The 24,514-nt window shown below is 64.1% G+C and carries 22 protein-coding genes and 1 pseudogene; 11 read left to right on the top strand and 12 right to left on the bottom strand.

All coding sequences use genetic code 11. From position 1 onward, the window contains the following. The first annotated feature begins 166 nt into the window (after positions 1-166). From WMW70_RS01180 to WMW70_RS01135, 10 genes and pseudogenes are all read left to right on the top strand, one after another. Complete coding sequence (locus WMW70_RS01180) at positions 167-1,981, top strand: sensor histidine kinase (protein ID WP_341435697.1); 1,815 nt, start codon at positions 167-169, stop codon at positions 1,979-1,981. Beyond that, positions 1,978-3,369: a sigma-54-dependent transcriptional regulator gene (locus WMW70_RS01175; protein ID WP_341435696.1), complete on the top strand. Its 1,392-nt coding sequence runs from the start codon at positions 1,978-1,980 to the stop codon at positions 3,367-3,369. The genes WMW70_RS01180 and WMW70_RS01175 overlap by 4 nt, the downstream gene beginning before the upstream one ends. Positions 3,370-3,710: 341 nt before the next feature. Continuing rightward, a complete protein-coding gene (gene dctP / locus WMW70_RS01170) occupies positions 3,711-4,700 on the top strand; it encodes a C4-dicarboxylate TRAP substrate-binding protein DctP (RefSeq protein WP_341435695.1) in 990 nt (329 codons plus the stop codon). A 126-nt stretch (positions 4,701-4,826) separates the two neighbouring features. Beyond that, entirely contained in the window at positions 4,827-5,459 is a 633-nt protein-coding gene (locus tag WMW70_RS01165; protein WP_341435694.1) for a TRAP transporter small permease, read from the top strand. Next, positions 5,456-6,739: a C4-dicarboxylate TRAP transporter large permease protein DctM gene (dctM, locus tag WMW70_RS01160; RefSeq protein ID WP_341435693.1), complete on the top strand. Its 1,284-nt coding sequence runs from the start codon at positions 5,456-5,458 to the stop codon at positions 6,737-6,739. The genes WMW70_RS01165 and dctM overlap by 4 nt, the downstream gene beginning before the upstream one ends. 314 nt (positions 6,740-7,053) lie before the next feature. After that, on the top strand, positions 7,054-8,481 hold the full coding sequence (arcD, locus tag WMW70_RS01155; protein ID WP_341435692.1) for an arginine-ornithine antiporter: 1,428 nt from the start codon (positions 7,054-7,056) through the stop codon (positions 8,479-8,481). Between the two features lie 16 nt (positions 8,482-8,497). Beyond that, positions 8,498-9,751, top strand: coding sequence for an arginine deiminase (arcA, locus tag WMW70_RS01150; RefSeq protein WP_341435691.1), 1,254 nt, complete (start codon positions 8,498-8,500; stop codon positions 9,749-9,751). Between the two features lie 58 nt (positions 9,752-9,809). Beyond that, positions 9,810-10,820, top strand: coding sequence for an ornithine carbamoyltransferase (locus tag WMW70_RS01145; RefSeq protein WP_341435690.1), 1,011 nt, complete (start codon positions 9,810-9,812; stop codon positions 10,818-10,820). A 104-nt stretch (positions 10,821-10,924) separates the two neighbouring features. Beyond that, on the top strand, positions 10,925-11,854 hold the full coding sequence (arcC, locus tag WMW70_RS01140; RefSeq protein ID WP_341435689.1) for a carbamate kinase: 930 nt from the start codon (positions 10,925-10,927) through the stop codon (positions 11,852-11,854). Between the two features lie 108 nt (positions 11,855-11,962). Next, positions 11,963-12,240: pseudogene (locus WMW70_RS01135) on the top strand (DUF5064 family protein). Here the strand turns inward: WMW70_RS01135 and WMW70_RS01130 are convergent. The 10 genes from WMW70_RS01130 to WMW70_RS01085 form a co-directional block, all read right to left on the bottom strand. Next, the gene (locus WMW70_RS01130; RefSeq protein WP_341435688.1) at positions 12,200-13,135 is read right to left on the bottom strand and encodes a F0F1 ATP synthase subunit gamma; all 936 of its coding nucleotides are present in this window, start codon (positions 13,133-13,135) and stop codon (positions 12,200-12,202) included. The pseudogene WMW70_RS01135 and the gene WMW70_RS01130 sit on opposite strands and share 41 nt — an antisense overlap. Continuing rightward, positions 13,132-14,721, bottom strand: a complete 1,590-nt coding sequence (locus WMW70_RS01125) for an alternate F1F0 ATPase, F1 subunit alpha (protein ID WP_341435687.1) — start codon at positions 14,719-14,721, stop codon at positions 13,132-13,134. The genes WMW70_RS01130 and WMW70_RS01125 overlap by 4 nt, the downstream gene beginning before the upstream one ends. Beyond that, a complete protein-coding gene (locus tag WMW70_RS01120) occupies positions 14,718-15,479 on the bottom strand; it encodes a F0F1 ATP synthase subunit delta (protein ID WP_341435686.1) in 762 nt (253 codons plus the stop codon). The genes WMW70_RS01125 and WMW70_RS01120 overlap by 4 nt, the downstream gene beginning before the upstream one ends. 4 nt (positions 15,480-15,483) lie before the next feature. Next, a complete protein-coding gene (locus WMW70_RS01115; protein WP_318945819.1) occupies positions 15,484-15,765 on the bottom strand; it encodes a F0F1 ATP synthase subunit C in 282 nt (93 codons plus the stop codon). A gap of 29 nt (positions 15,766-15,794) precedes the next feature. After that, positions 15,795-16,484 (bottom strand): F0F1 ATP synthase subunit A, encoded by a 690-nt coding sequence (locus tag WMW70_RS01110; RefSeq protein WP_341435685.1) that lies wholly within the window; start codon positions 16,482-16,484, stop codon positions 15,795-15,797. Further along, positions 16,474-16,794 (bottom strand): N-ATPase subunit AtpR, encoded by a 321-nt coding sequence (locus WMW70_RS01105; RefSeq protein ID WP_341435684.1) that lies wholly within the window; start codon positions 16,792-16,794, stop codon positions 16,474-16,476. Before WMW70_RS01105 ends, WMW70_RS01110 begins: the two co-directional genes overlap by 11 nt. Further along, a complete protein-coding gene (locus WMW70_RS01100; protein ID WP_341435683.1) occupies positions 16,781-17,134 on the bottom strand; it encodes an AtpZ/AtpI family protein in 354 nt (117 codons plus the stop codon). Before WMW70_RS01100 ends, WMW70_RS01105 begins: the two co-directional genes overlap by 14 nt. A gap of 21 nt (positions 17,135-17,155) precedes the next feature. Next, the gene (locus tag WMW70_RS01095) at positions 17,156-17,560 is read right to left on the bottom strand and encodes a F0F1 ATP synthase subunit epsilon (RefSeq protein WP_341435682.1); all 405 of its coding nucleotides are present in this window, start codon (positions 17,558-17,560) and stop codon (positions 17,156-17,158) included. Continuing rightward, positions 17,535-19,025 carry a F0F1 ATP synthase subunit beta gene (gene atpD / locus WMW70_RS01090; protein ID WP_341435681.1) on the bottom strand — a complete coding sequence of 497 codons (1,491 nt, stop codon included), beginning with the start codon at positions 19,023-19,025 and terminating at the stop codon, positions 17,535-17,537. The genes WMW70_RS01095 and atpD overlap by 26 nt, the downstream gene beginning before the upstream one ends. 93 nt (positions 19,026-19,118) lie before the next feature. After that, positions 19,119-20,756: an acyl-CoA synthetase gene (locus tag WMW70_RS01085; RefSeq protein ID WP_341435680.1), complete on the bottom strand. Its 1,638-nt coding sequence runs from the start codon at positions 20,754-20,756 to the stop codon at positions 19,119-19,121. Between the two features lie 229 nt (positions 20,757-20,985). On the opposite strand from WMW70_RS01085, the gene WMW70_RS01080 reads away from it, so the two are divergent. Beyond that, positions 20,986-22,896, top strand: a complete 1,911-nt coding sequence (locus WMW70_RS01080; protein WP_341435679.1) for a beta-ketoacyl synthase — start codon at positions 20,986-20,988, stop codon at positions 22,894-22,896. Between the two features lie 146 nt (positions 22,897-23,042). On the opposite strand, the gene cysQ is transcribed toward WMW70_RS01080, so the two are convergent. Continuing rightward, entirely contained in the window at positions 23,043-23,864 is an 822-nt protein-coding gene (gene cysQ, locus WMW70_RS01075) for a 3'(2'),5'-bisphosphate nucleotidase CysQ (RefSeq protein ID WP_341435678.1), read from the bottom strand. After that, the gene (nudE, locus tag WMW70_RS01070) at positions 23,861-24,427 is read right to left on the bottom strand and encodes an ADP compounds hydrolase NudE (RefSeq protein ID WP_341435677.1); all 567 of its coding nucleotides are present in this window, start codon (positions 24,425-24,427) and stop codon (positions 23,861-23,863) included. The genes cysQ and nudE overlap by 4 nt, the downstream gene beginning before the upstream one ends. Positions 24,428-24,514 lie beyond the last annotated feature (87 nt).

Genomic DNA, 24,514 nt, shown 5'->3' with positions numbered 1-24,514 from the left:
GAACAAGTTTTGACGAACGCGTAGCCCTCTAGCCACTCACCGAAGCGGCACAGCAAACCAGTGCTGGCACAATCTACAACGCCGAACTCCGCGTGGCCAAATGCAGCGGACTTGCCCGCTTATTGCATAAGAGCCACCCTAGAACGTCCTGAGCCCGAGTATCACCATGTCCATGTCGCTGCCTCACCCCCATCGCCCGCGCTGGCGCAGCCTGATTGTGCTGACCCTGCTGCTGGCCCCGCTGCTGTGGCCCGTGCAGCAGTTGGCCGAGCGCTATTACGGCGGCGTGCTGAGCGCACAGAACGGCCAGACCCTCGACCTCTACGTGGCCAACCTGCTCGGCACCCTAAATCGTTACGAGGTGTTGCCACCGATCCTCAGCCAGCTGCCGACCCTGCGCCAGTTGCTGCAGCAACGTGACGACGATCACCTGCGCGACCAGGCCAACCGCCTGCTCGGCGGCCTGCAGCAGCAGACCGGTGCCGACGTGATCTACCTGATGGGCCCCGACGGCCAGACCCTGGCCGCCTCCAACTGGGACCGCACCGACAGCTTCGTCGAGCGCAATTTCTCCTACCGCCCGTATTTCCGCGAAGCCATCCAGGGTCGTCCCGGACGCTTCTTCGGCCTCGGCACCACCTCCGGCAAGCGCGGCTACTTCTTTGCCGCCGCGGTGCGCGAGGGCCCGCGAGTGCTCGGCGTGATGGTGGTCAAGGTCGACCTCGACCACACCGAAACGCTCTGGGGCAATCGCCCGGAACAACTGCTGGTCACCGACAATTACGGCGTGGTGATTCTCACCTCGAAGGCCGACTGGCGCTTCCATGCCACCCGCCCCCTGGACAATGCCGAGCGCGCGGCGATCGCCGCCACCCAGCCCTACCGCATCCAGTCGCCGCCCCCCTTGCAGCTCGACCCGCGCGCCTGGCTGCAGCAGACACGCACGCTCGACGATATCGGCTGGACGGTCAGCATACTCACCCCGCACGTCCTGCTCGACCGGCCCGTGCGCACCGCCGTGGCCACCGGCGGTGCCGTGCTGCTGATGCTCCTGCTGCTGCTCGGCCTGCTCATGCAGCGCCGCCGCCATTACCTGGAGCGCATCGCCCTGGATGCCCGGGCCCGCCATGAGCTGGAGCAGCGGGTGCTGGAGCGCACCCACGATTTGGAACTGCTCAACAGCCGCCTGAAACAGGAGGTGCTGGAACGCGAACAGGCCCAGCAGGAGCTGGTCCAGGCCCAGGACGAACTGGTCCAGGCCAGCAAGCTCTCGGCCCTGGGCACCATGAGCGCGAGCATCAGCCACGAGCTCAACCAGCCCCTGGCGGCGATTCGCAGCTATGCCGACAACGCCGGCGTGCTGCTCGACCACCAACGCAACGAGGACGTACGCGCCAACCTCAAGCTGATCAGCCAGCTGACCGAGCGCATGGCCTCGATCATCGCCCACCTGCGCGCCTTCGCCCGGCGCGACCGCCACGCCCCGGAAAGCGTGGCCCTGCAGCCGGCCATCGACGATGCCCTGGCGCTGCTGGCCAAGCGTCGGCGGAGCATGGAAGTGGAGCTGATCCGCGACCTGCCGGACGCCACCCTGTGGGTCCAGGCCGGGGAAACCCGCCTGCGCCAGGTGCTCGGCAACCTGCTGGCCAATGCCCTCGACGCCCTGAGCGAAGTGCCCCAGCCGCGGCGCATCTGGCTCAGCGCCGAGCGCCATGCCGAGGGCATCGATTTGCACCTGCGCGACAACGGGCCCGGCTTCTCCGCCGATGCGCTGCAACGCGCCCGCGAACCCTTCTTTACCACCAAGACCAGCGCCCAGGGCCTGGGCCTTGGTCTGGCCATTTGCGATACCCTGATGCGCGCCCTCGGCGGCGAACTGCTGTTCGCCAACCATGCCGAGGGTGGGGCTGTGCTGACCTTGCGTCTGCGCGCCGCCGCACAGGGTGTCAGCACCCAGTCGCCCGAGGACCTTGCACTATGACCCGCCTTGACCCACGCACCCAGGTGCTGCTGATTGACGACGACCCGCACCTGCGCCAGGCCCTGAGCCAGACCCTCGACCTGGCCGGCCTGCAGGTCACCAGCCTGGGCGATGCCCGTGGCGTCGCCGGGGTCATCGAGCGCGACTGGCCGGGGGTGGTGGTCAGCGATATCCGCATGCCCGGGCTCGACGGCCTGCAACTGCTGGAGCAATTGCAGCAGCAGGACCCGGAGCTGCCGGTGCTGCTGATCACCGGCCACGGCGATGTGCCTCTGGCGGTGCAGGCGATGCGCGCCGGGGCCTATGACTTTCTCGAGAAGCCCTTTGCCAGCGACGACCTGCTCGATAGCGTGCGTCGCGCCCTGGCCCTGCGCCGCCTGGTGCTGGACAACCGCAGCCTGCGCCTGGCCCTGACCGACCGCAACACCCTGTCCGCGCGCCTGGTCGGCCAGTCGCCGGCGATGCTGCGCCTGCGCGAGCAGATTGGGGCCCTAGCCGGGATCAACAGCGACGTACTGATCCTCGGCGAGACCGGGGCCGGCAAGGAGGTGGTGGCGCGCGCCCTGCACGACCTGTCGAGCCGCCGCGATGGCCCCTTCGTCGCCATCAATGCCGGGGCCCTGGCCGAGTCGGTGGTGGAAAGCGAACTGTTCGGCCACGAGCCCGGGGCCTTTACCGGCGCGCAGAAGCGCCGCATCGGCAAGTTCGAATTCGCCAACGGCGGCACCCTGTTCCTCGATGAAATCGAAAGCATGAGCCTGGAGGTGCAGGTCAAGCTGCTGCGCCTGCTGCAGGAGCGAGTGGTCGAACGCCTCGGCGGCAACCAGCTGATCCCCCTGGATATCCGGGTGATCGCCGCCACCAAGGAAGACCTGCGCCAGGCCGCCGACCAGGGCCGCTTTCGCGCCGACCTGTATTACCGCCTCAACGTCGCGCCGCTGCGCATCCCGCCACTGCGCGAGCGCGGCGAAGATGCCCTGCTGCTGTTCCAGCACTTCGCCACCGCCGCCAGCAGCCGTCACGGCCTGCCCGAGCGCAGCCTGCAGGCCGCGCAAAGCGCCGCCCTGCTGCGCCACCCCTGGCCGGGCAATGTGCGCGAACTGCAGAACGCCGCCGAACGCTTTGCCCTGGGCCTGGATCTGGACCTGGATGTCGAGCTGCAGGGGGAGTCGTCGCCCACGCTGCAAGAGCTTACCGGCAACCTCAGCGCCCAGGTGGAAGCCTTCGAACGCAGCCTGATCTGCGCCGAGCTGAACCGCTCGCACAGCTCCCTGCGCAGCCTGGCCGAGGCCCTCGGCGTGCCGCGCAAGACCCTGCACGACAAACTGCGCAAGCACGGCCTGAGCTTCGCCGAAACTGGCGGAAGCTCGCCAGATCACAGCCGCTAGCTGGCGGCTTTCCGCCAGAAACCCCGGATATCGCGCCGCCTGCGGGCGGCCACCCGCCCCTGCCAGTGCCGCCGCCATCCAGGCCAATATGGCCAGGGCCCGCCCCAGAGACGCGCAGCGCACATCTGCACAAGCAATTTCGCCACACCGACACAGGCTGGCATGGCGGTTGCTCTACCCTCTTGCAGGCGATCCAACAAATACAAGTTCAGGCAATCGCTGCCAAGGCCCATCATTTTTCGACAGGCCGCCTAGACTTGTTCTTGTTCGCTCGCTCTACAGCGTTGCGGCGCATCACGCGCCAAGCAAAACAAAATAAGCAAAACAAGAGGAAGCATTCCATGTTCAAACTGACTGCCAAGGCGCTGGCTTGCGCCCTGTCGCTGAGCATCGCCGGCATGGCCCAGGCCGCCGACCCGATCGTGATCAAGTTCTCCCACGTTGTCGCTGACCACACCCCCAAAGGCCAGGGCGCAGCGCTGTTCAAAAAGCTCGCCGAAGAACGCCTGGGCGACAAGGTCAAGGTCGAGGTCTACTCCAACTCCTCGCTGTTCGGCGACGGCAAGGAAATGGAAGCGTTGTTGCTCGGTGACGTGCAGCTGATCGCGCCGTCCCTGGCCAAGTTCGAGCAGTACACCAAGCAGATCCAGGTATTCGACCTGCCGTTCCTGTTCCAGGACATGGCCGCCGTCGACCGCTTCCAGCAGAGCCCTGAAGGTCAGGCCCTGCTGAAATCCATGGAAGACAAGAACATCACCGGCCTGGCCTACTGGCACAACGGCCTCAAGCAGCTGTCGGCCAACAAGGCCCTGCGTGAGCCGAAAGATGCCCGTGGCCTGAAGTTCCGCGTACAGGCTTCCGCCGTACTGGAAGAGCAGTTCAAGGCCGTCAAGGCCAACCCGCGCAAAATGAGCTTCGCCGAGGTCTACCAGGGCCTGCAGACTGGCGTTGTAAACGGTGCCGAGAACCCCTACTCGAACATCTACAGCCAGAAGATGCATGAAGTGCAGAAGTTCATCACCGAGTCCAACCACGGTGTCCTGGACTACATGCTGATCACCAACACCAAGTTCTGGAACAGCCTGCCTGCCGATGTACGCAGCGAGCTGGACAAGATCGTCGTGGAAGTGACCGCCGAAGTGAACAAGCAGGCTGACGCCCTCAACGAAGGCGACAAGCAGCGCATCATCGAAGCCAAGACCAGCGAAATCATTACCCTGACCCCTGAGCAGCGCAATGCATGGCGCGATGCCATGAAGCCGGTCTGGAGCAAGTTCGAAGCCGAAATCGGTGCCGACCTGATCAAGGCTGCCGACGCTGCCAACCAGTAAGGCGGAGCAGGCTACGGCCTGAACCCAACCACAGCGCAGCCTTGCTGCTGCGCCATTGGCTGAATACCCAGGCAGGCCTTGCGGTCTGCCCGGGTACGCCGCTCTTAACCACTGGAGACTCTATTGATGAACGCCTTGCGGCGCGTCTGGGACCACTTCGAGGAAGGTTTTATCGCTTTCCTGCTGGCCGCCATGACGCTGGTGACCTTCGTCTACGTGATCCTCAACAACCTCTACACGCTGTTCTATAACCTGGCCGATCGCTGGGAAGGCGGTAGTGAGATGTTATTCGCCATTGGCGACAGCATTCTCGGCATGGCCCAGGCAATGACCTGGAGCATTGCCCTGACCAAGGCGCTCTTCGCCTGGTTGATCTTTTTCGGCCTGGCCTACGGTGTGCGCACCGCCGGGCATATCGGCGTCGACGCCCTGGTGAAACTGGCGCGCAAACCGGTACAGCGGGTTATCGGCCTGATCGCCTGCCTGTGCTGCCTGGGTTACGCCGGCTTGATCAGCGTGGCCAGCTTCGACTGGATGCACACCCTGTTCACCGCCGGTATCGGGGCCGAAGACCTCGGTCACTACGGCATCATGCAATGGCACATCACCCTGATCGTGCCGTTCGGCTACGCCATGGTCTTTATCCGTTTTCTGGAAGTATTCATCCGCATCCTGCGCAACCAGCAGACCGGCCTGGGCCTGGCCGATGAAGCGGCCGAAGCGATGAAACTGACCGAACACGAGGAGCACAAGCCATGACCATCCTGTTCCTCTTCGCCCTGCTGTTCCTGATGATGTTTATCGGCGTGCCGATTGCCGTGTCCCTCGGCCTGGCCGGCTCGGTGACCATCATGCTGTTCAGCCCGGACTCGGTCCGTTCGCTGGCGATCAAGCTGTTCGAAACCAGCGAGCACTACACCTTGCTGGCGATCCCGTTCTTCCTCCTGTCCGGGGCCTTTATGACCACCGGCGGCGTGGCCCAGCGCCTGATCGACTTCGCCAACGCCTGTGTCGGCCATATCCGTGGCGGTCTGGCGATCTCCGCGGTGATGGCCTGCATGCTGTTCGCCGCCCTCTCCGGTTCGTCGCCGGCCACCGTGGCGGCCGTCGGCTCGATCGCCATCGCCGGCATGGTGCGCTCCGGTTACCCGCAGGCCTTCGGTGCCGGCATCGTCTGTAACGCCGGTACCCTGGGCATTCTGATCCCGCCGTCGATCGTCATGGTGGTGTATGCCGCGGCGACCGAGCAATCGGTCGGCAAGCTGTTTATGGCCGGCGTGGTGCCGGGCCTGTTGCTGGGCGTGGCGCTGATGGTGGCGATCTATATCGTCGCGCGGAAGATGAACCTGCCGTCGATGCCACGGGCCAGCCTGCGTCAGCTGCTGAGTACCGCGCGCAAGGCGATCTGGGGCCTGCTGCTGATGGTGATCATCCTCGGCGGCATCTACTCGGGCATGTTCACTCCGACTGAAGCGGCTGCGGTAGCGGCGGTCTACGCCGGCTTCGTGGCGCTGTTCGTGTACAAGGACATGACCATCCGCGAGTGCCCCAAGGTGCTGCTGGAGTCCGGCAAGCTGACCATCATGCTGATGTTCATCATCGCCAACGCCATGCTCTTCGCCCACGTGCTGACCACCGAGCAGATCCCCCAGACCATCACCGCCATTGTGGTCGAGATGGGCCTGCAGCCCTGGCAGTTCCTGCTGGTGGTGAACATCGTGCTGCTGATTGCCGGTGCCTTTATGGAGCCGTCGGCGATCATCCTGATCCTCGCGCCGATCCTCTTCCCGATTGCCGTGCAGCTGGGCATCGACCCGATCCACCTGGGCATCATCATGGTGGTGAACATGGAAATCGGCCTGATCACCCCGCCGGTGGGCCTCAACCTGTTCGTCACCTCGGCGGTCACCGGCATGCCGCTGACCTCGGTGATCAAGGCCGCCTGGCCGTGGCTGATGCTGCTGCTCGGCTTCCTGATGATCATCACCTATGTGCCGGCCGTGTCCATGGCCCTGCCGACCTGGCTCGGCATGACCTGATCCAACTCCGTGTGTAGCAACGCACACCTTCAGCCCGGCCTTAGCGCCGGGCTTTTTTTGTCTAAAAAATGCTGACAAGTAGCCTGGATGCAATCCGGGAAAGGCTGTGCATGTACCACCGCTCCAGGACTGCGCCTAGGCTTGTTCGGCTACGCAACTTTGTAGTCAGACTGCAATCCGAAGAGGGTATCAATCCTTTAAGACACGCCCGAACTGTACTGCGCCAGACAATGCTCGGGCCTTGATTCAAGTCAGTCTTGCCCCGTGGTTTGTGTGCGTTCAATGAGCACTCGTACCCCAAGGAGGGCCGTGTCATGTCCCAGGCTTCGACAAAACTGCGGTTAGCCGCGCTTATCGCGCTGGTTGTAGGTTCAATGATCGGCGGCGGGATCTTCTCCCTGCCGCAGAATATGGCGGCCAGCGCCAGCGCCGGTGCCATTCTGATTGGCTGGGCGATCACCGCCGTGGGCATGCTGGCCCTGGCCTTCGTCTTCCAGAGCCTGGCCAATCGCAAACCGGAACTGGACGCTGGCGTCTACGCCTACGCCAAGGCCGGCTTCGGCGACTACATGGGCTTCTCCTCGGCCTGGGGTTACTGGATCAGCGCCTGGATCGGCAACGTCAGCTATTTCGTGCTGCTGTTCAGCACCCTCGGCTATTTCTTCCCGGTATTCGGCGAGGGCAACACTCTGCCCTCTATCGTCGGAGCCTCGCTGCTGCTCTGGGCCGTGCATTTTCTGGTGCTGCGCGGCATCCGCGAGGCGGCCTTGATCAACCTGGTCACCACCGTTGCCAAGATCGTGCCGCTGCTGCTGTTTGTCGTCCTCACCGCCATCGCCTTCAAGCTCGAGGTATTCACCGCCGACTTCTGGGGCCGTGGCAACCTGGAGCTGGGCAGCGTGATGGACCAGGTGCGCAACATGATGCTGGTCACCGTCTGGGTGTTTATCGGCATCGAAGGGGCCAGCGTCTATTCGGCTCGCGCCGAAAACCGTGCCGATGTCGGCAAGGCCACGGTGATCGGCTTCCTCGGGGTATTGCTGCTATTGGTGATGGTCAACGTGCTGTCCATGGGCATCCTGAGTCAGGCCGAACTGGCCGGATTGAAGAACCCCTCGATGGCCGGGGTGCTGCAGCAGGTGGTCGGCCCCTGGGGCGCGGCGCTGATCGGCATTGGCCTGATCGTCTCGCTGCTCGGCGCGCTGCTGTCCTGGACCCTGCTCTGCGCGGAGATCCTGTTCGTCGGTGCACGCGATCAGACCATGCCGAACTTCCTGAAAAAGGAAAACGCCAAGCACGCGCCGGTCAACGCGCTCTGGCTATCCAACGGGCTGATCCAGCTGTTTCTGATCGTCACCCTGTTCAACGATGCCACCTACCTCAAGCTGCTGTACCTGGCCACGTCGATGATCCTGCTGCCGTATTTCTGGTCCGCCGCCTATGCGGTGCTGCTGGCGGTACGCGGCGAGACCTACGAAGGCCAGCCCGGTGCACGGCGCAAGGATCTGCTGATCGGCCTGATCGCGGTGATCTATGCGGTGTGGCTGGTGTATGCCGGCGGGGTGCAGTACGTCCTGCTGTCGGCGCTGCTCTATGCGCCGGGCGCGCTGTTCTTCGCCAAAGCCAGGCGTGAGCAGGGCCAGGCTGTGTTCACCCGCGTGGAGCAACTGATCTTCCTGACCGTATTGATCGGTGCCGGCATTGCCGCCTATGGCCTCTATGCCGGCTTCCTCAGCCTCTAACAGAAGGATTTATGACATGAGTACTGGAAAACTCGGGGTGCATTCCGAAGTCGGCAAGCTGCGCAAGGTTATGGTCTGTTCGCCGGGCCTGGCGCACCTGCGCCTGACACCGAACAACTGCGACGAGCTGCTGTTCGATGACGTGATCTGGGTCAGCCAGGCCAAGCGCGACCACTTCGACTTCGTCAGCAAGATGCGCGAGCGTGGCGTCGAAGTGCTGGAGATGCACAACCTGCTGACCGATACCGTGCAGAATCCCGCAGCGCTGCAGTGGGTTCTCGACCGCAAGATCACCGCCAACCTGGTCGGTATCGGCCTGCAGAACGAGGTGCGCAGCTGGCTGGAAAGCCTGAGCCCACGCACCCAGGCCGAACAGCTGATTGGTGGCGTGGCGGTGGCCGACTTGCTCAAAGGGCTGGGTGAAAGCGCCAGCCTGAAGATGCTCGGCGAGTTCATCGGCCCGGCCAGTTTTGTCGTGCCACCGCTACCCAACACCCTGTTCACCCGTGACACCAGCTGCTGGATTTACGGCGGCGTCACCCTCAACCCGATGCATTGGCCGGCGCGCCGTCAGGAAACCCTGCTGGCCAGCGCCATCTATAAGTTTCATCCCGACTTCGCCAATGCCGACTTCGAGACCTGGTACGGCGACCCTGATCTCGATCACGGTTCGGCCAGCCTGGAAGGTGGCGATGTGATGCCGATTGGCAATGGTGTGGTGTTGATCGGCATGGGCGAGCGCAGTTCGCGCCAGGCCATCGGCCAGTTGGCGCAGAACCTGTTCGCCAAGGGCGCGGTCGAACGGGTGATAGTCGCCGGCCTGCCGCAGTCGCGAGCGGCCATGCATCTGGACACGGTGTTCAGCTTCTGCGATCGCGACCTGGTGACCATCTTCCCCGACGTGGTCAACCAGATCGTACCGTTCAGCCTGCGCCCCGACCCGAGCAAACCGGGCGGCATCGATATCCGCCGCGAAGACCAGCCGTTCCTGCAGGTGGTGGCCGAAGCGCTGAACCTGAAGCGACTGCGCACCGTGCAAACCGGCGGCGACAGCTACGAGGCCGAGCGCGAGCAGTGGGACGACGGCAACAACGTGCTGGCGCTCGAACCGGGGGTGGTGATCGGTTACGACCGCAACACCTACACCAATACCCAGCTGCGCAAGGCCGGGGTGGAAGTCATCACCATCGATGCCAGCGAGCTGGGCCGCGGCCGCGGCGGCGGCCATTGCATGAGCTGCCCAATCGTCCGCGATCCTGTCGATTACTAATTGCGCACGGCAGGCTTTACCCAGGCCTGCCACGCCCATTTCTCACAAGGAAACTGTCATGGCGTTCAATCTGCACAACCGCAACCTGCTCAGCCTGATGCATCACAGCCCCCAGGAACTGCGCTATCTGCTGGACTTGGCCCGCGACCTGAAACGCGCCAAGTACACCGGCACCGAGCAGCAGCATCTCCAGCGCAAGAACATCGCCCTGATCTTCGAGAAGAGTTCGACCCGCACCCGCTGCGCCTTCGAGGTCGCGGCCCATGATCAGGGTGCCCATGTCACCCTGATAGAGCCGGGCTCCTCGCAGATCGGCCACAAGGAGAGCATGAAGGACACCGCCCGCGTGCTGGGGCGCATGTTCGACGCCATCGAGTACCGTGGTTTCGGCCAGGAAATAGTCGAGGAGCTGGCCAAGTACGCCGGTGTGCCGGTGTTCAATGGCCTGACTGCAGAGTTTCACCCGACCCAGATGATTGCCGACGTGCTGACCATGCGCGAGCACAGCGACAAACCGCTGCATGACATCAGCTATGCCTACCTCGGCGATGCCCGCTACAACATGGGCAACTCGCTGCTGATGGTCGGTGCCAAGCTGGGCATGGACGTGCGCATCGGTGCACCCAGGGAGCTCTGGCCGGCAGCCGAGTTTGTCGCCCAATGCCAAGCCTTCGCCGACGCCAGTGGCGCGCGCCTGACCCTCACCGATGACCCCGAGGAAGCGGTCAAGGGCGTCGACTTCATCCACACCGATGTCTGGGTCTCCATGGGCGAACCTGAGGAGGTATGGGACCAGCGCATCGCCCAGCTGCTGCCCTACCAGGTGAATGCGCAGATGATGAAGGCTGCGGCCAATCCCCGGGTGAAATTCATGCATTGCCTGCCGGCCTTTCATAACAGCGAGACCGAAGTGGGCAAGGAGTTGGCCGAGCGCCACCCCAATCTGGCGAACGGCGTGGAAGTCACCGAAGAGGTGTTCGAGTCGCCAGCCAATATTGCCTTCGATCAGGCGGAAAACCGCATGCACACCATCAAGGCCATTCTGGTTTCGGCGCTGGCTGATATCTGACCGCTTACCCGCCCATGTGGCGGTCGCTGGACAGCCAGCGGGCTCCGCGACTGTCCAGCCTACCGCGGGCAGGCAAGGCCATCACCTCCTAGGGGACATGCACAATGCGTATCGTCGTTGCACTGGGCGGCAACGCCCTCCTTCGCCGTGGTGAACCCATGACCGCGGACAATCAACGGATCAATATCCGTATCGCCGCCGAACAGCTGGCCAAGATCGCCCCCGGTATCGAGCTGGTCGTGGCCCACGGCAATGGCCCCCAGGTCGGCCTGCTATCCCTGCAGGCCGCCGCTTACACCGAGCTCAACCCCTATCCGCTGGATGTGCTGGGTGCCGAAACCGAAGGCATGATCGGCTACATGATCGAACAGGAACTGGGCAACCTGCTGCCCGTCGAGGTGCCTTTCGCCACCCTGCTGACCCAGGTGGAAGTCGACCCGGCCGACCCGGCCTTTCAACACCCGAGCAAACCGATTGGCCCGGTCTACAGCAAGGCCGAGGCCGAGCGCCTGGCCGCCGAAAATGGCTGGAGCATCGCCGCCGATGGCGACCGCTTTCGCCGCGTGGTCGCCAGCCCGCGGCCGACCCGGATCTTCGAAATCCGCCCGATCCAATGGCTGCTGGAAAAAGGCACGGTGGTGATCTGTGCCGGCGGCGGTGGCATTCCTTGCGTCTACGATGCCCAGCGCAAGCTGCACGGCGTCGAGGCGGTGATCGACAAAGACCTCTGTTCGGCGCTGCTGGCCGAACAGCTGGCGAGCGATCTGCTGGTGATCGCCACCGATGTCAGCGCGGTATTTAGCGACTGGGGCCAGGCGACGCAAAGAACCATCAGCGCCGCCCACCCGGACGCACTGGCCGAGCTCGACTTTGCCGCTGGCTCTATGGGGCCCAAGGTCCAGGCCGCCTGCGAGTTCGCCCGCAATACCGGTAAGGTCGCGGTGATCGGCTCGCTAGCGGATATTGAAGCCATCGTTCAAGGCAAGGCCGGCACCCGGATCAGCACGGCGCAAACGGGCATTGATTACCGCTGACAGCCACTGTCCATACCCACAGGAGCTTCACCATGAGCGAACCCGGCCATCTGCATATCACCCGTGCGCCCTTGCAACCCAACGACTTTGGCTACGACATCGGCCTCGATGTATCACGTGGTCAATGACCCTGAGACGGGCAAAGCCATGCACTTTCGCATGCACGGTGCAATCAACGGCACAGCCTTCACCGAGGAATTCGAACTGCGCAGGGATATGGCGTGCAACTTTGCCAGCAACTGTTTCCACCTTGCGCAGAAACACAGCCTGCCGAAACGGCGAATATCATTGCAATGCACCACAAATACGATGTCATGTTCAAAGACATCCGCCAGCGCCTCGACCTCAAGTCCGGTGAGGCGGTGCAACCCGAGCACCTGGCATAAGGGGCAGCGCCTCACCGGACGTCAGCGACTCGTACCCGGAGATCACCTCGAACAGCTCGGCATCGATGCTGCTCTGGCGCAGGCGGTTGAAGTCACTGCGCAGCGTCTCCAGCAGCTCCTCGATGTTTTTATCCGCCCGCTGCATCGCCGCCAGGCGGCTGGCGTTCTCACTGGCCAGTGACTCGGCACAGGCGCGAAACAGCGAAATGAACAGGTATTCGCGGATCAGCGCGCGCAGGGTCTGCTGGGCATCATGGAGAATTTCCGGCAGAGCGCCGCCGGGCCAGGGGATTTGCGCCAGGTTCTGCTGCCATTGCCGATCCAGGGGCAGCAGCCGCTGACAGACAGGTGCGTAGCTCATGCCGGCCTGCGGACGGTTATGAAACACATAAAAACGCGCCAGCTCACTGGTCACATGCGCTTCGCTGTCCAGCTGAATCTGCCCCACCAGCGGCGCAATGCCCTTGACCGAACTGGGCACGCGGAACAGCCCCTTGAGCGGCAGACCAGCCTGTTCCAGGCTGCCATGCACACGCTCACCCACCGCCCAGACCTGCAGATCGCCGGGCATATCGGCGAGGGTCTCGATAGCGAACTCGGCCACCTGCTCATTGAACTGGCCCACCAGCCCCTGATCGGAGCCGAACACGATAGCGCCGATGGCGGCCTTCGCTCCGGGTGCCGGTTCGATGGCCCGGCGCGCCTGGACCTGAGGCTGGCGCAGACACAGGCTCAGGCCCAGCTCGACGCTGCGGTAATACTCGGCCAGGGCCTGCACCGATTGCTCATATTGACCGATGCTGGCACCGGCCAGGGCTTTCATCGAACGCACCACCGACTGCAGATCGCCAGCGCTGGCGATGCTGCGGCGCAGGCTGGCCGGGGTATCGCTCATGGCCGGCTCTCGGCGGGGTTATCCGGCTCAGCCGCCACCTGAGTGGCGGGTGCGCTTTCGGCCTGAAAGGCCCGCAGCGCCTGGCGAGCGGTCTCGATAATTGCCTCACGGTCGTCATCGCGCAGCTTGCCCGCTGCCTGCAGGCGCTCGCGCAGCTCCTCGGGCAAGAGTTCTGCCGCTGCGGCGACCGCCGCGCCAGCCGCTCGCATCTGCGCCAGGGCGATGTCGTCGAACAGCCCGCCGCTCAGGGCCAGCAAGGTGGCGATTTGCGCCGATACCGACACCGGGGCGAACTCCACCTGTTTCAGACAGGCGCGAATCCGCCGGCCATGCTCGATAACCAGCTGGGTGTCGGCATCCAGACGCGCGCCGAAGCGGGCAAAGGTCTCCAGCTCTTCAAACTGCGCATACGCCAGTTTCAGATCGCCCGCCACCGCACGATACGCTGCCCGTTGCGCCTTACCACCGACCCGCGACACCGACTTGCCGACATCCACGGCGGGCAATACGCCCAGCTCGAACAGCACCGGCGACAGGTAGATTTGGCCATCGGTAATGGAAATCAGATTGGTCGGAATATAGGCGGAGATGTCCTGGGCTTCGGTCTCGATGATTGGCAGCGCGGTCAACGAGCCCGCCCCAAGCGCCTCGTTCAGGTGGGTGGCGCGCTCCAGCAGACGCGAATGGATATAGAAGATGTCTCCGGGAAACGCCTCGCGCCCCGGCGGCCGGCGCAGCAGCAGGGACAGCTCGCGGTACGCGCGGGCATGCTGGGTCAGGTCGTCGTAGACGATCAGCACATCGCGCCCGGCCTGCATAAAGTGTTCGGCGATACTGGTCGCCGCATAGGGGGCGATATAGGCCAGACCAGGTGCCGCATTGCCCTCGGTGACCACCACCACGGTGTAGGCCAGCGCGCCTTTCTCGCGCAGGATCGCCACGGCCTTGGCCACCGCCGAGGCGCGCTGGCCGATGGCGCAATACACACAGAGCACATTCTGGTCGTGCTGGTTGAGAATGGTATCCAGGGCGATGGCGGTCTTGCCGGTCTGCCGATCGCCGAGGATCAACTCGCGCTGGCCACGGCCGATCGGAATCAGCGCATCGATGACCTTGAGGCCGGTCTGCAGTGGCTGGCTGACCGGTGCCCGGTCCATGATCGGCACCGCCGGCCGCTCGATCGGCAAGCGCACGCTGCAGGCCACCGGCCCCAGACCATCGAGGGGCTGACCCAGGGGATCGATGACCCGTCCAAGCAGCGCCTCGCCTACCGCCACATCCATCACCCGACCGGTGCGCTCGACCTGATCGCCGGCCTGCAGATGGGCGTAATCGCCCAGCAGCACCACACCTATTTCAGTTTCGTCGAGGTTGAAGACGATACCGAATACGTCACCGGGGAAACTCAGCAACTCCTCAAAACCGGCACCCGGCAGACCACTGACAGTGGCGATGCCGGTGGACACCTGGGTGATGGTGCCCACCTCGCTTAGCCGCAGCTGGGCCTGGAAGGCTTGGCGAGTCTGGCCGATACCGCTCAGGGTGCGCTCGAGCACCTGCTGCAGAGCGTCCTCAGGAGCATTCATGGCTGGGCCTGCAGCAGCTCGTCTACGCCTTGCTCCAGCGCCTGCAGGTAGTCGCTGATGCTCCAGGCCAGGCGCTGGCCATTGCAGCTCAGCTCGATCCCGCCCAGCAGTTCGGCCTTGCGCTCGAAACGCAGGGCAATCTCGCCGTCAAAGCATTGATTCAGCGCCTCTTGCAGCTGCCGGCGCTGCGCGGCCGGCAACTCGAAGGCGCTGCGCAGCAGCACCGGCTCGCTACCGAGTGCAATGGCCTCGGCCAGGCGCTGCCGCGCTGGCGCTTCGAGGCGCTGCAACTGCTCGATAAACGCCGCGACCAGGCGCTCTTCCAGGCTGCTGCCGGCCAGGTCGGCCAGGGCCTTGCGGGCGATGGCGAAGACCTCGTGCTGGACCCGCTGGGCCAGGGCCTGATTGAGCTTGTTGGCGTCATTGCGTAGCGCCTCCTGGCGCTTGGCGCTCATGGCCTCGGCCGCTTGCCACGCATTGTCCAGCAGACGCTGGCGCTCAAGCTGCACCTGCGCCACGGCCTCGCTGAGCAGCGTGGCGCGTTGCGCCTCGAAGGCCTGGTTCTTATCTTCGAACTCGGCGCGCTCACGTTGCGCTTCGGCCTTCTGCCCGGCGGCATCGGCCAGCTGCGCGGCGATCAGCTGCTCGCGGGCGGCGATCGCGCGCAGGATTGGCTGGTACAGGAAGCGCTTCATCAACCAGACCAGCACGACAAAGTTGAGCACCTGGGCGGCGACAGTAAACCAGTCGATCAGCATGGCTTTACTGACCCGCAGCTTGGGCGATGGCGGCGTTCCAGAACGGGTTGGCAAACAGCAGGATCATCGACACCACGAAGCAGTAAATCGCCGTGGACTCGATCATCGCCAGGCCGACAAACAAGGTACGCGTGATAGTCGCCGAGGCATCCGGCTGCTGGGCCAGGGAGGTCAGGGCCGTGGCCACCGCGCGGCCTTCGGCCAGGGCCGGGCCCATGGTGCCGAAACCGGTGGTGAGTCCGGCCATGACAATTGAAACCAGAGCAATCAGGGTCAAGCTGTCCATGGAGAATCCTTACTGAAGTGAATAAAAGCTCAAGCCGGCGACTGTGGTCGCGGCTTGCGGGTTCGGGTGGCGGCGGCGATGTAGACCGCGGCGAGGATGCTGAAGATATAGGCCTGGACCATGCCGGTAAGCAGGCCAAGCAGGGTCATGACAATGGGAAACAGAAACGGGGTTATCGCCAGCAGAATGCCGATGATCATCGCCCCGCTCATCATGTTGCCAAACAGCCTCACGGCCAGGGCCAGGGTGCGCGAAACCTCGCTGATAAGGTTGAACGGCAGCATGATCCAGGTCGGTTCGAGGTAGGTCGCCAGGTAGCCGCGCAGGCCCTGATCACGGATGCCATACATGGGCACCGCCACCAGCACGCAAGCGGCCAGCGCAACGGTGGTGGAGAGCGAACCGGTCGGCGGCTCGAAGCCTGGGATCACCGTGCACAGACTGGCCGCGGCGACGAACAGAAACAGCGTACCGAGAAAGCCCAGGTAGCGTTGCGGCTGCGCCAGGCCAATCTCGCCGATCTGTTGTTCAATCCCGCTGACGATGATTTCCAGCAGGTTCTGCCACGATGAACGCTGGTGATCGCGGGACAGTCTGGCGGTGATCAACCGCGAGCCCAGCACCAGGACCAGCATCAGCGCCCAGGTATAAACGATGGTGGCGTTCAGCTTGAACAGGCCGAGTTGCCAGAAGATCACTTCATCCGGGCTAAGGTGCATGGCTGGCCTCCTCGGTCGCAATACCCGCAGCGGGTTGCCCCGGCCGGGTCAGGCGGGTCACCAGCAGGCGGGCCAGCAAGAAGCCCAGAAGGCAGGCCAGCAAGCGCCGCCAGTCGTCGCCGGCCACCCAGTAGAACCCAGCCAGGGTCAGACTCAGACGCAGCAGCAGACTGGTGAATATCCACAGCGCCGGACGGCTGGAGGCCAGGCCGCGGCGCAGCGTCCACCACAATCCGGCGAAAAACAGTGCGCCAAGCATGGTGCCGGCCACCCCCGCCAGCGCCATAAAGATGATCTCATTGATGCTCATCGTGCTGGTCCTCCTGCTCTTCGCGCATAGCGCGGTCTTCCTTGGTCACCCAATGCCAGGCATTGAAACAACCGAGCAACAGCCCGGCCACCAGCAGCGCCAGGGTCCAGGAGCGCGACCCCGGATAATGGCGATCCAACCACAGGCCCAGCGCCGCGCCCAGCAGCGTAGGCACCACCACCGACCAACCGATCAAGCCCATCATGCCCAGGCCGAACCAGACGCCCGGCGTGGCATTGCGCCGCGCCTTGAGTTTGCGCGCAGCCTTGCGCCCAACCTGCTCGGCAAAATCTGCCGGTGGCTTGCGCGGTGCCTCTGGTGGGTGGTTTTTTTCGCTCATGTTCAGGGCCGTTGATCTGGATTATTTGTCTTGGAATGTCGCGAAACGCCGTAAAAAGCCGCTTTCCAGCTTGGCCATCAACGAACGCACGCCTTGCTCATTTTCATCCAGGGTCAGAAACTCCTGCTCCACCGCCTCGCGCAACTGCGCGAGGTCGCTGCCACGCAAGGCCCGGCGCACGGATATCAACACCTGGGCACCGGTCTTGACCAGCACCCCTTCATCCACCGCGACAAACACCTCGCCGTCGGCGGCGGTTTCATAGATCAGAATGCCCGGCGTCAGCGCCGCCACACAGTCGAGGCGCTGCGGCAGCAGGCCGAACGAGCCACCGCGGGTCTCTGCCACCAGGCGCGACACGCCCCTGACCTCGGCGAATATCTGGAACGGCAGCAACAGCTTAAGGTTCATGCTGGTCGCTGCCATGTTCCACCTCCTCTGCTGCCTGCGGCTGTGGCGACGCCGTGGCACCGCGCTGCTTGGCGTAGGCCTCATCGACCGCCCCGATCATATAGAGCGCACTTTCGGGAAGGTCCTTGAATTCGTCGGCGAGAATTCGCTCGCAGCCGTCCAGGGCGTCTTCCAGGCTGACCAGCTTGCCAGTCAGGCCAGTGAACTGCTCGGTGGTGAAAAACGGCTGGGTGAAAAAGCGCTCCAGGCGTCGGGCCCGAGCCACCACACTGCGGTCCTCCTGGGATAGCTGCTCAATGCCGAGCATGGCGATGATGTCTTTCAGCTGGGCGTATTGCGCCAGGGTGCGGCGGATCGCCTGGGCCAGCAGATAGTGGCGTTCGCCGACGATACCCGGGGTGGCCATCTTCGAGCTGGACTGCAACGGGTCGATGGCTGGATACAGGCCTTCGCTGGCCCGTTTGCGCGACAGCACGATCGACGCCGAGAGGTGACCGAAGGTGTGCACCGCAGCAGGGTCAGTGAAATCATCGGCGGGCACATAGACCGCCTGAATCGAGGTAATGGCACCGTTGTCGGTGTTGGCGATGCGCTCTTCCAGCCCTGCCAGCTCGGTGCCCATGGTCGGCTGGTAGCCCAGGCGCGAGGGCATCTGCCCCAGCAGCCCGGAGATCTCGGAGCCGGCTTGAATAAAGCGGAAGATATTGTCGATCAGCAGCAAGACATCGCGGTGCTGGTCGTCGCGAAAATACTCGGCCATGGTCAAGGCCGCGTGGCCGATGCGAAAGCGCGCCCCGGGCGGCTCGTTCATCTGCCCGAACAGCATCACCATATTGGGCAACACGCCGGCGGCTTTCATGTCGCGGTACAGTTCTTCGCCTTCGCGGGACCGCTCGCCAATGCCGCAGAAGATGCTAACGCCCTCCTGATGGCTGACCATGTTGTGGATCATCTCCGTCAGCAGCACGGTCTTGCCCACCCCGGCACCCCCAAACAGGCCGGCCTTGCCGCCCCGTTCCAGGGGCGACAGCACATCGATGACCTTGATCCCGGTGACGAATACTTCCGCCCGGGTCGAGCGCTGGATCAGGGGCGGCGGTGCCTGGTGCACGGAACGCCACTGCATATCGCTCAAGGGTGGTTCGCGGTCGATGGTGTTGCCGAACACATCAAACATGCGCGAGACAATGGCCTTGCCCACCGGGGCCTTGAGCGGCCCTCCGGTGTTTTCCACGCGCATGCCACGAGCCAGGCCCTGGGTCGGCGTCAGGGCGATTCCGCGGACATGCTGGGCATCGCGCTGCACCAGCACTTCAATCACGATCTGCCCGGCCGGGCCGGTGCGCAGCAGCGAGTAGATGGGCGGCAACTCGGCAGCAAAGCGCATATCCACCACGCTACCGCGCACGGCCACCACCACGCCGTGGCTCACGTCAACAGGTGCCGGGTCGCTGTCAGATGCTGCAGGCGGACGATTCATCGGCGGGACTCAGGCTCTATAGCGATAAAACTTGGACAAGCAGTATGCGCTTAACACTCACCTCCAAACGTAATAAAACCCAAAGCGAAGCCTCTAGCCCGCCGCCAGTGCCTTAGCTTGCTCACGCAGCACGAACTTCTGCACCTTGCCGGTGGAGGTTTTCGGCAACGCGGTAAACACCACGCAGCCCGGCACCTTGAAGCGCGCCATGCGCTGCTGACAGAAGGCGATCACCTCCTGCTCGGTCAGTTCGACGCCCGGCTTGGGGGTGACGAAGGCGCAGGGGGTTTCGCCCCATTTGTCGTGGACCATGGCCACCACCGCCGCTTCGAGGATCTGCGGATGGCGATACAGCACGTCCTCCACCTCGATGGAGGAGATGTTCTCGCCGCCGGAGATGATGATGTCCTTGGAGCGGTCCTTAATCTCCACATAACCATCTTCGTGCCACACCGCCAGGTCGCCGGAGTGGAACCAGCCGCCGGCGAAGGCTTCGGCGGTGGCCGAGGGGTTCTTCAGGTACCCCTTCATCACCACGTTGCCGCGCATAAAGATTTCGCCGATGGTCTGGCCGTCTTTCGGCACCGGCTGCAGGGTATCCGGGTCGGCCACCATCAGGCCGTCGAGCAGCGGCGCACGCACGCCCTGACGGGATTTCAGGCGGGCGCGCTGTTCCGGCGTTTCACTGTCCCACTCGCTTTTCCATTCGCAGGCCACGCTGGGGCCGTAGGTTTCGGTCAGGCCATAGACGTGGGTCACGCGGAACTCCAGGGCTTCCATGGCTTCGATCACCGCCGCGGGTGGCGCGGCACCGGCGGTCAGTACCTTGACCGGTCGGGTCTTCAACGCCTTCAGCTCCTCACTGGCATTGGCCAGCATATTCAGCACGATCGGCGCGCCGCAGAAGTGGTCGACACCGTGCTCGGCGATGGCTGGGTAGATGGCTTCGGCGCGCACGTGGCGCAGGCACACGTTGACTCCGACATAGGCCGCCAGCGCCCAGGGGAAACACCAGCCGTTGCAGTGGAACATCGGCAGGGTCCAGAGGTACACCGGGAAGCGGCTCATGTCCCAGCACATGGCGTTGGACAGGGCATTCAGGTGCGCGCCGCGGTGGTGGTAAACCACGCCCTTGGGATTGCCGGTGGTACCGGAGGTGTAGTTGAGGGAGATCGCCTGCCATTCGTCGGCCGGCATCTGCCAGGCATAGTCGGCATCGCCTTCGGCGAGCAGGGTTTCGTAATCGAACTGGCCGATCAACTGGCCGTCCCGATATTCCGGGTCGTCGATGCCGATGATCAGCGGGCGATTGGGCAGATGGCTGGTGGCGCGCTGCACCAGCTCGCCGAACTCCTTGTCCACCAGCAGCACCTTGGCTTCGCCGTGCTGCAGGATAAAGGCGATGGCTTCGGCATCCAGGCGGGTGTTGATGGCATTGAGCACGGCACCGCACATAGGCACGCCGAAGTGCGCCTCGAACATCGCCGGGCCGTTAGGGGCGATCACCGCCACCGTATCGCCCAGGCCGATGCCGCGCTTGGCCAGGGCCGAGGCCAGGCGGATGCAGCGACTGTAGGTGTCACCCCAGGTCTGGCGCAGGCCGCCGTTGATCAGCGCCAGGCGCTGCGGATAGACGCTGGCGGCGCGCTCGAGAAAGCTCAAGGGGCTGAGTGCCTGGAAATTCGCCGCGTCACGCGGCATGCCGTACTCATAGGGATTGACGCTGTGCATTATTGTTCTCCGGCGAAAGGCTGGAGAAACCATAGCAGTCGTGCGGTTTTACCGAAGCCCTACCTTGGTCGAAACCGTGACTCACAGGTCAGAAATCACGTCAGCATAGGCACCCAAGGAACCATGCCGCGCGGTATCAGCGGTGCCTTTCCTGCACAGAAACCACCACGGCAAGTCTTTATCGCGTTATCTACGCTTGCCCGGCGACATCTTCAGAAGGAGTTTTCGAGTGACCTCACGTCTACCTGTGATCGTTGGTTTTGGTGGCTACAACGCGGCCGGGCGCAGCTCCTTTCACCATGGCTTCCGCCGCACCGTGATCGAATCGATGGACAGCGCCACACGCCAACAGACCCTGGCCGGCCTGGCGGTGATGATGAAGCTGGTCCAGGTGGTCGACGGTGTCTATCGCGATGACGAGGGCCATGCCCTGAGCCCGGCCGAGATCGACAGCCGCTTCGCCGAACAGATCCTCGCTTCGACCCTGGTGCGACGCATCGAAAAGCAGCACCTGGACCCCGATGCTGCCCACTGGCAGAAGACCATCGATATCAGCGCCACCGCCGGTCACCCGCTGAGCTTTATCACCCTGCGCAAGCACCTGCCGGACCCGTTGCCCAGCGACTGGACGGTGGACGAGCTGAACGCCAGCGAAGTGCTGGTGACCCTGCACGACAACTGCGAATTCAAGGTCGACAGCTACCGCGCCCTGCCGGTGAAATCCGCCGGCCAGCTGCCCACCGGTTTCGAGCCCAGCGAGCTGTACAACGCGCGCTTCCACCCGCGCGGCCTGGCCATGACCATAGTCGGCGTGACCGACGCCCTGCGCGCCACCGGTATCGACTGGCAGGCCATCATGCAGCGCGTGGCCCCGGATGAAGTGGCGGTATTCGCCAGCTGCATCATGAGCCAGCTCGACGAAAACGGTTTTGGCGGCCTGATGCAGTCGCGCCTCAAAGGCGGCCGGGTTACCGCCAAGCAGCTGGCCCTGGGCCTCAACACCATGCCGGCGGATTTCATCAACGCCTATGTGCTGGGCAGCGTCGGCAGCACCGGGGCCATCACCGGGGCCTGCGCCACCTTCCTCTACAACCTGCAGAAGGGCATCGAGCAGATCGCCTCGGGCAAGGCGCGGGTGGTCATAGTCGGCAGCAGCGAGGCACCGATCAACCAGGAATGCATCGAGGGTTACGGGGCCATGGGGGCCCTGGCCACCGAAGATGGCCTGCGTCAGGTCGAAGGCAAGGATGCGGTGGACTTCCGCCGTGCCAGCCGCCCGTTTGGCGACAACTGCGGCTTTACCCTGGCCGAAGCCTGCCAGTTCGTGGTGCTGATGGACGACGCCCTGGCCCTGGAGCTGGGCGCGGATATCCATGGCGCAGTGCCGGATGTGTTTATCAATGCCGACGGCTTCAAGAAATCCATTTCCGCCCCCGGCCCGGGCAACTACCTGACCGTGGCCAAGGCCGTGGCCAGCGCCGTGCAGCTGCTGGGTATCGACGCGGTACGCCAGCGCAGCTTTGTGCATGCCCACGGCTCCAGCACCCCGGCCAACCGGGTGACCGAATCGGAAATCCTCGACCGCATCGCCAGCACCTTTGCCATCGAGCAGTGGCCGGTCACTGCGGTAAAAGCCTTTGTCGGCCACTCCCTGGCCACCGCCAGCGGCGACCAGGTGATCTCGGCCCTGGGCAGCTTCAAGTACGGCATCATCCCGGGCATCAAGACCATCGATGCAGTGGCGGACGACGTGCACCAGCAGCACCTGAGCTTCGCTACCCAGGATCGCTCACGCGCCCCGGAGCAGCTGGACCTGTGCTTTATCAACTCCAAGGGATTCGGCGGCAACAACGCCAGCGCCCTGCTGCTGGCCCCCCATGTGGTCGAGAAGATGCTGCGCAAGCGCCATGGCGAAACGGCCTATGCCGCCTACCTGCAGCGCCGCGAAACCACCCGCGCCGCCGCCCAGGCCTACGACGCCCAGGCGCTGCAGGGCGATCTGGGCATCATCTACAACTTCGGCAACGACCTGATCGACGACCAGGGTATCGAGATCAGCCGCGAGCAGATCAAGGTGCCGGGCTTCGCCCAGCCGCTGGTGTTCAAGAAGGACGAGCGCTACGGCGACATGCTCGACTGAGCCGAGCCACAGCTGCATCTGTAGGAGCGGGCTTGCCCGCGATCAAGCGCAAGCCTATCGCGGCCATGGGCCGCTCCTACAGATTGTGAGCGACGTAGGATGGGTTGAGCGCAGCGATACCCATCACGCAACCGGAATATTCGCGGTCAATCCAACGCGCGGGCCAGCTGGATCAGCTCGGCGCGCCATTCGGCGGCGGCCGGCAGGGCCAGAAAGGATGGGTTGAGCAGGGATTCGCGTGCTTCATAGCCCAGCGCCTCGCCCTTGAGATTGAGCACCTCGCCCCCCGCCCCTTCCAGCACGCCCTGGGCGGCGGCGGTGTCCCACTGCGAGGTCGGGGCCAGGCGCGGGTAGCAATCGGCATTGCCTTCGGCCAGCAGGCAGAACTTCAGCGAGCTGCCAACGCTGGTCAGTTGCAGGTCACCGAAGCGCTCGCTCAAGCCTGCCAGCAAGGCCTCCTGAGCCGGACTGGAGTGCCGCCGGCTGGCTACCAGGGTGAAGGCGTCCTCCGGGGCCAGGCGCACGCTGATCGCCTCGCTGATACCCGCCGCATCGGCGCGCCAGGCCCCCAGGCCGGCACCGCCGTAATAGCAGCGGCCATTGGCCGGAATGCCGACCACGCCGAACACCACCCGCCCCTCTTCGATCAGCGCCACGTTGACGGTGAATTCCTCGGAGCCTGCGATAAATTCCTTGGTGCCATCCAGCGGATCAACCAGCCACCAGCGGCTCCACTGGGCACGCTCGCTCAGGGCGATATCCGCGGCCTCCTCGGACAGCACCGGGATGCTCGGATCGAGGGCGATCAGGCCGGCGTCGAGAATATGATGGGCGGCCATATCGGCGGCGGTTACCGGCGAGGCGTCGGCCTTTTCGTTCACTACAACGTCGTTGCGCCAGTGCGGCAGGATGGCGGCACCGGCCTGACGCACCAGTTCGATGACTGCGGGAATCAGCGGATGGCTCACAGGCTGAAGGCTCCACGCTGGATCAACAGGTCGCGGGCCAGATAGAGCGCCGCCAGGGCGCGGCCTTCGCTGAACTGCGGATGCTGGATCAGGCTCGACAGCTCGCGCAGGTTGACCTTGTCGACGCGCATCGGCTCGGGCTCATCGCCCGGCAGGCGCTCCTCGAACAGGTCCCAGGCCAGTACCACCTGGATCTTCTGGCTCATATAACCGGGCGACAGGCTCAGCTCGGTCAGGTGCTCCAGCTGCCGCGCACCGAAACCGGCCTCCTCCTTGAGTTCGCGGTTGGCCGCCACCAGGGCGTCCTCGCCCGGCTCGATCAGGCCCTTGGGCAGCGACAGCTGGTAGTCGTCGGTGCCGCCGCAGTACTCCTCCACCAGCAAGGCATGCTCGGCATCGGCCATGGCCACCACCATCACAGCACCATAGCCCACGCCCTTGCCCACCAGTCGCTCGTAGGTGCGCTCCACGCCGTTGCTGAAGCGCAACTGCAGTTCCTCGACACGGAACAGGCGACTGCTGGCGACTATCTCGCGAGCGAGTACGGTGGGTTTCTGACGCATGGGGCGGCTCCTTGGCGTGACCTGGCGGGTTATCATAACGCGGCTTTTCCGATTATCTGCGGCCGAGATTGCGCAATAGCGACGATA

The organism is Pseudomonas sp. XK-1 (genome assembly GCF_038069885.1).
Taxonomy (GTDB): Bacteria; Pseudomonadota; Gammaproteobacteria; order Pseudomonadales; family Pseudomonadaceae; genus Aquipseudomonas.
Note: the sequence above shows the minus strand (reverse complement) of the source record. Positions and strands in the feature narration are given on the sequence as shown.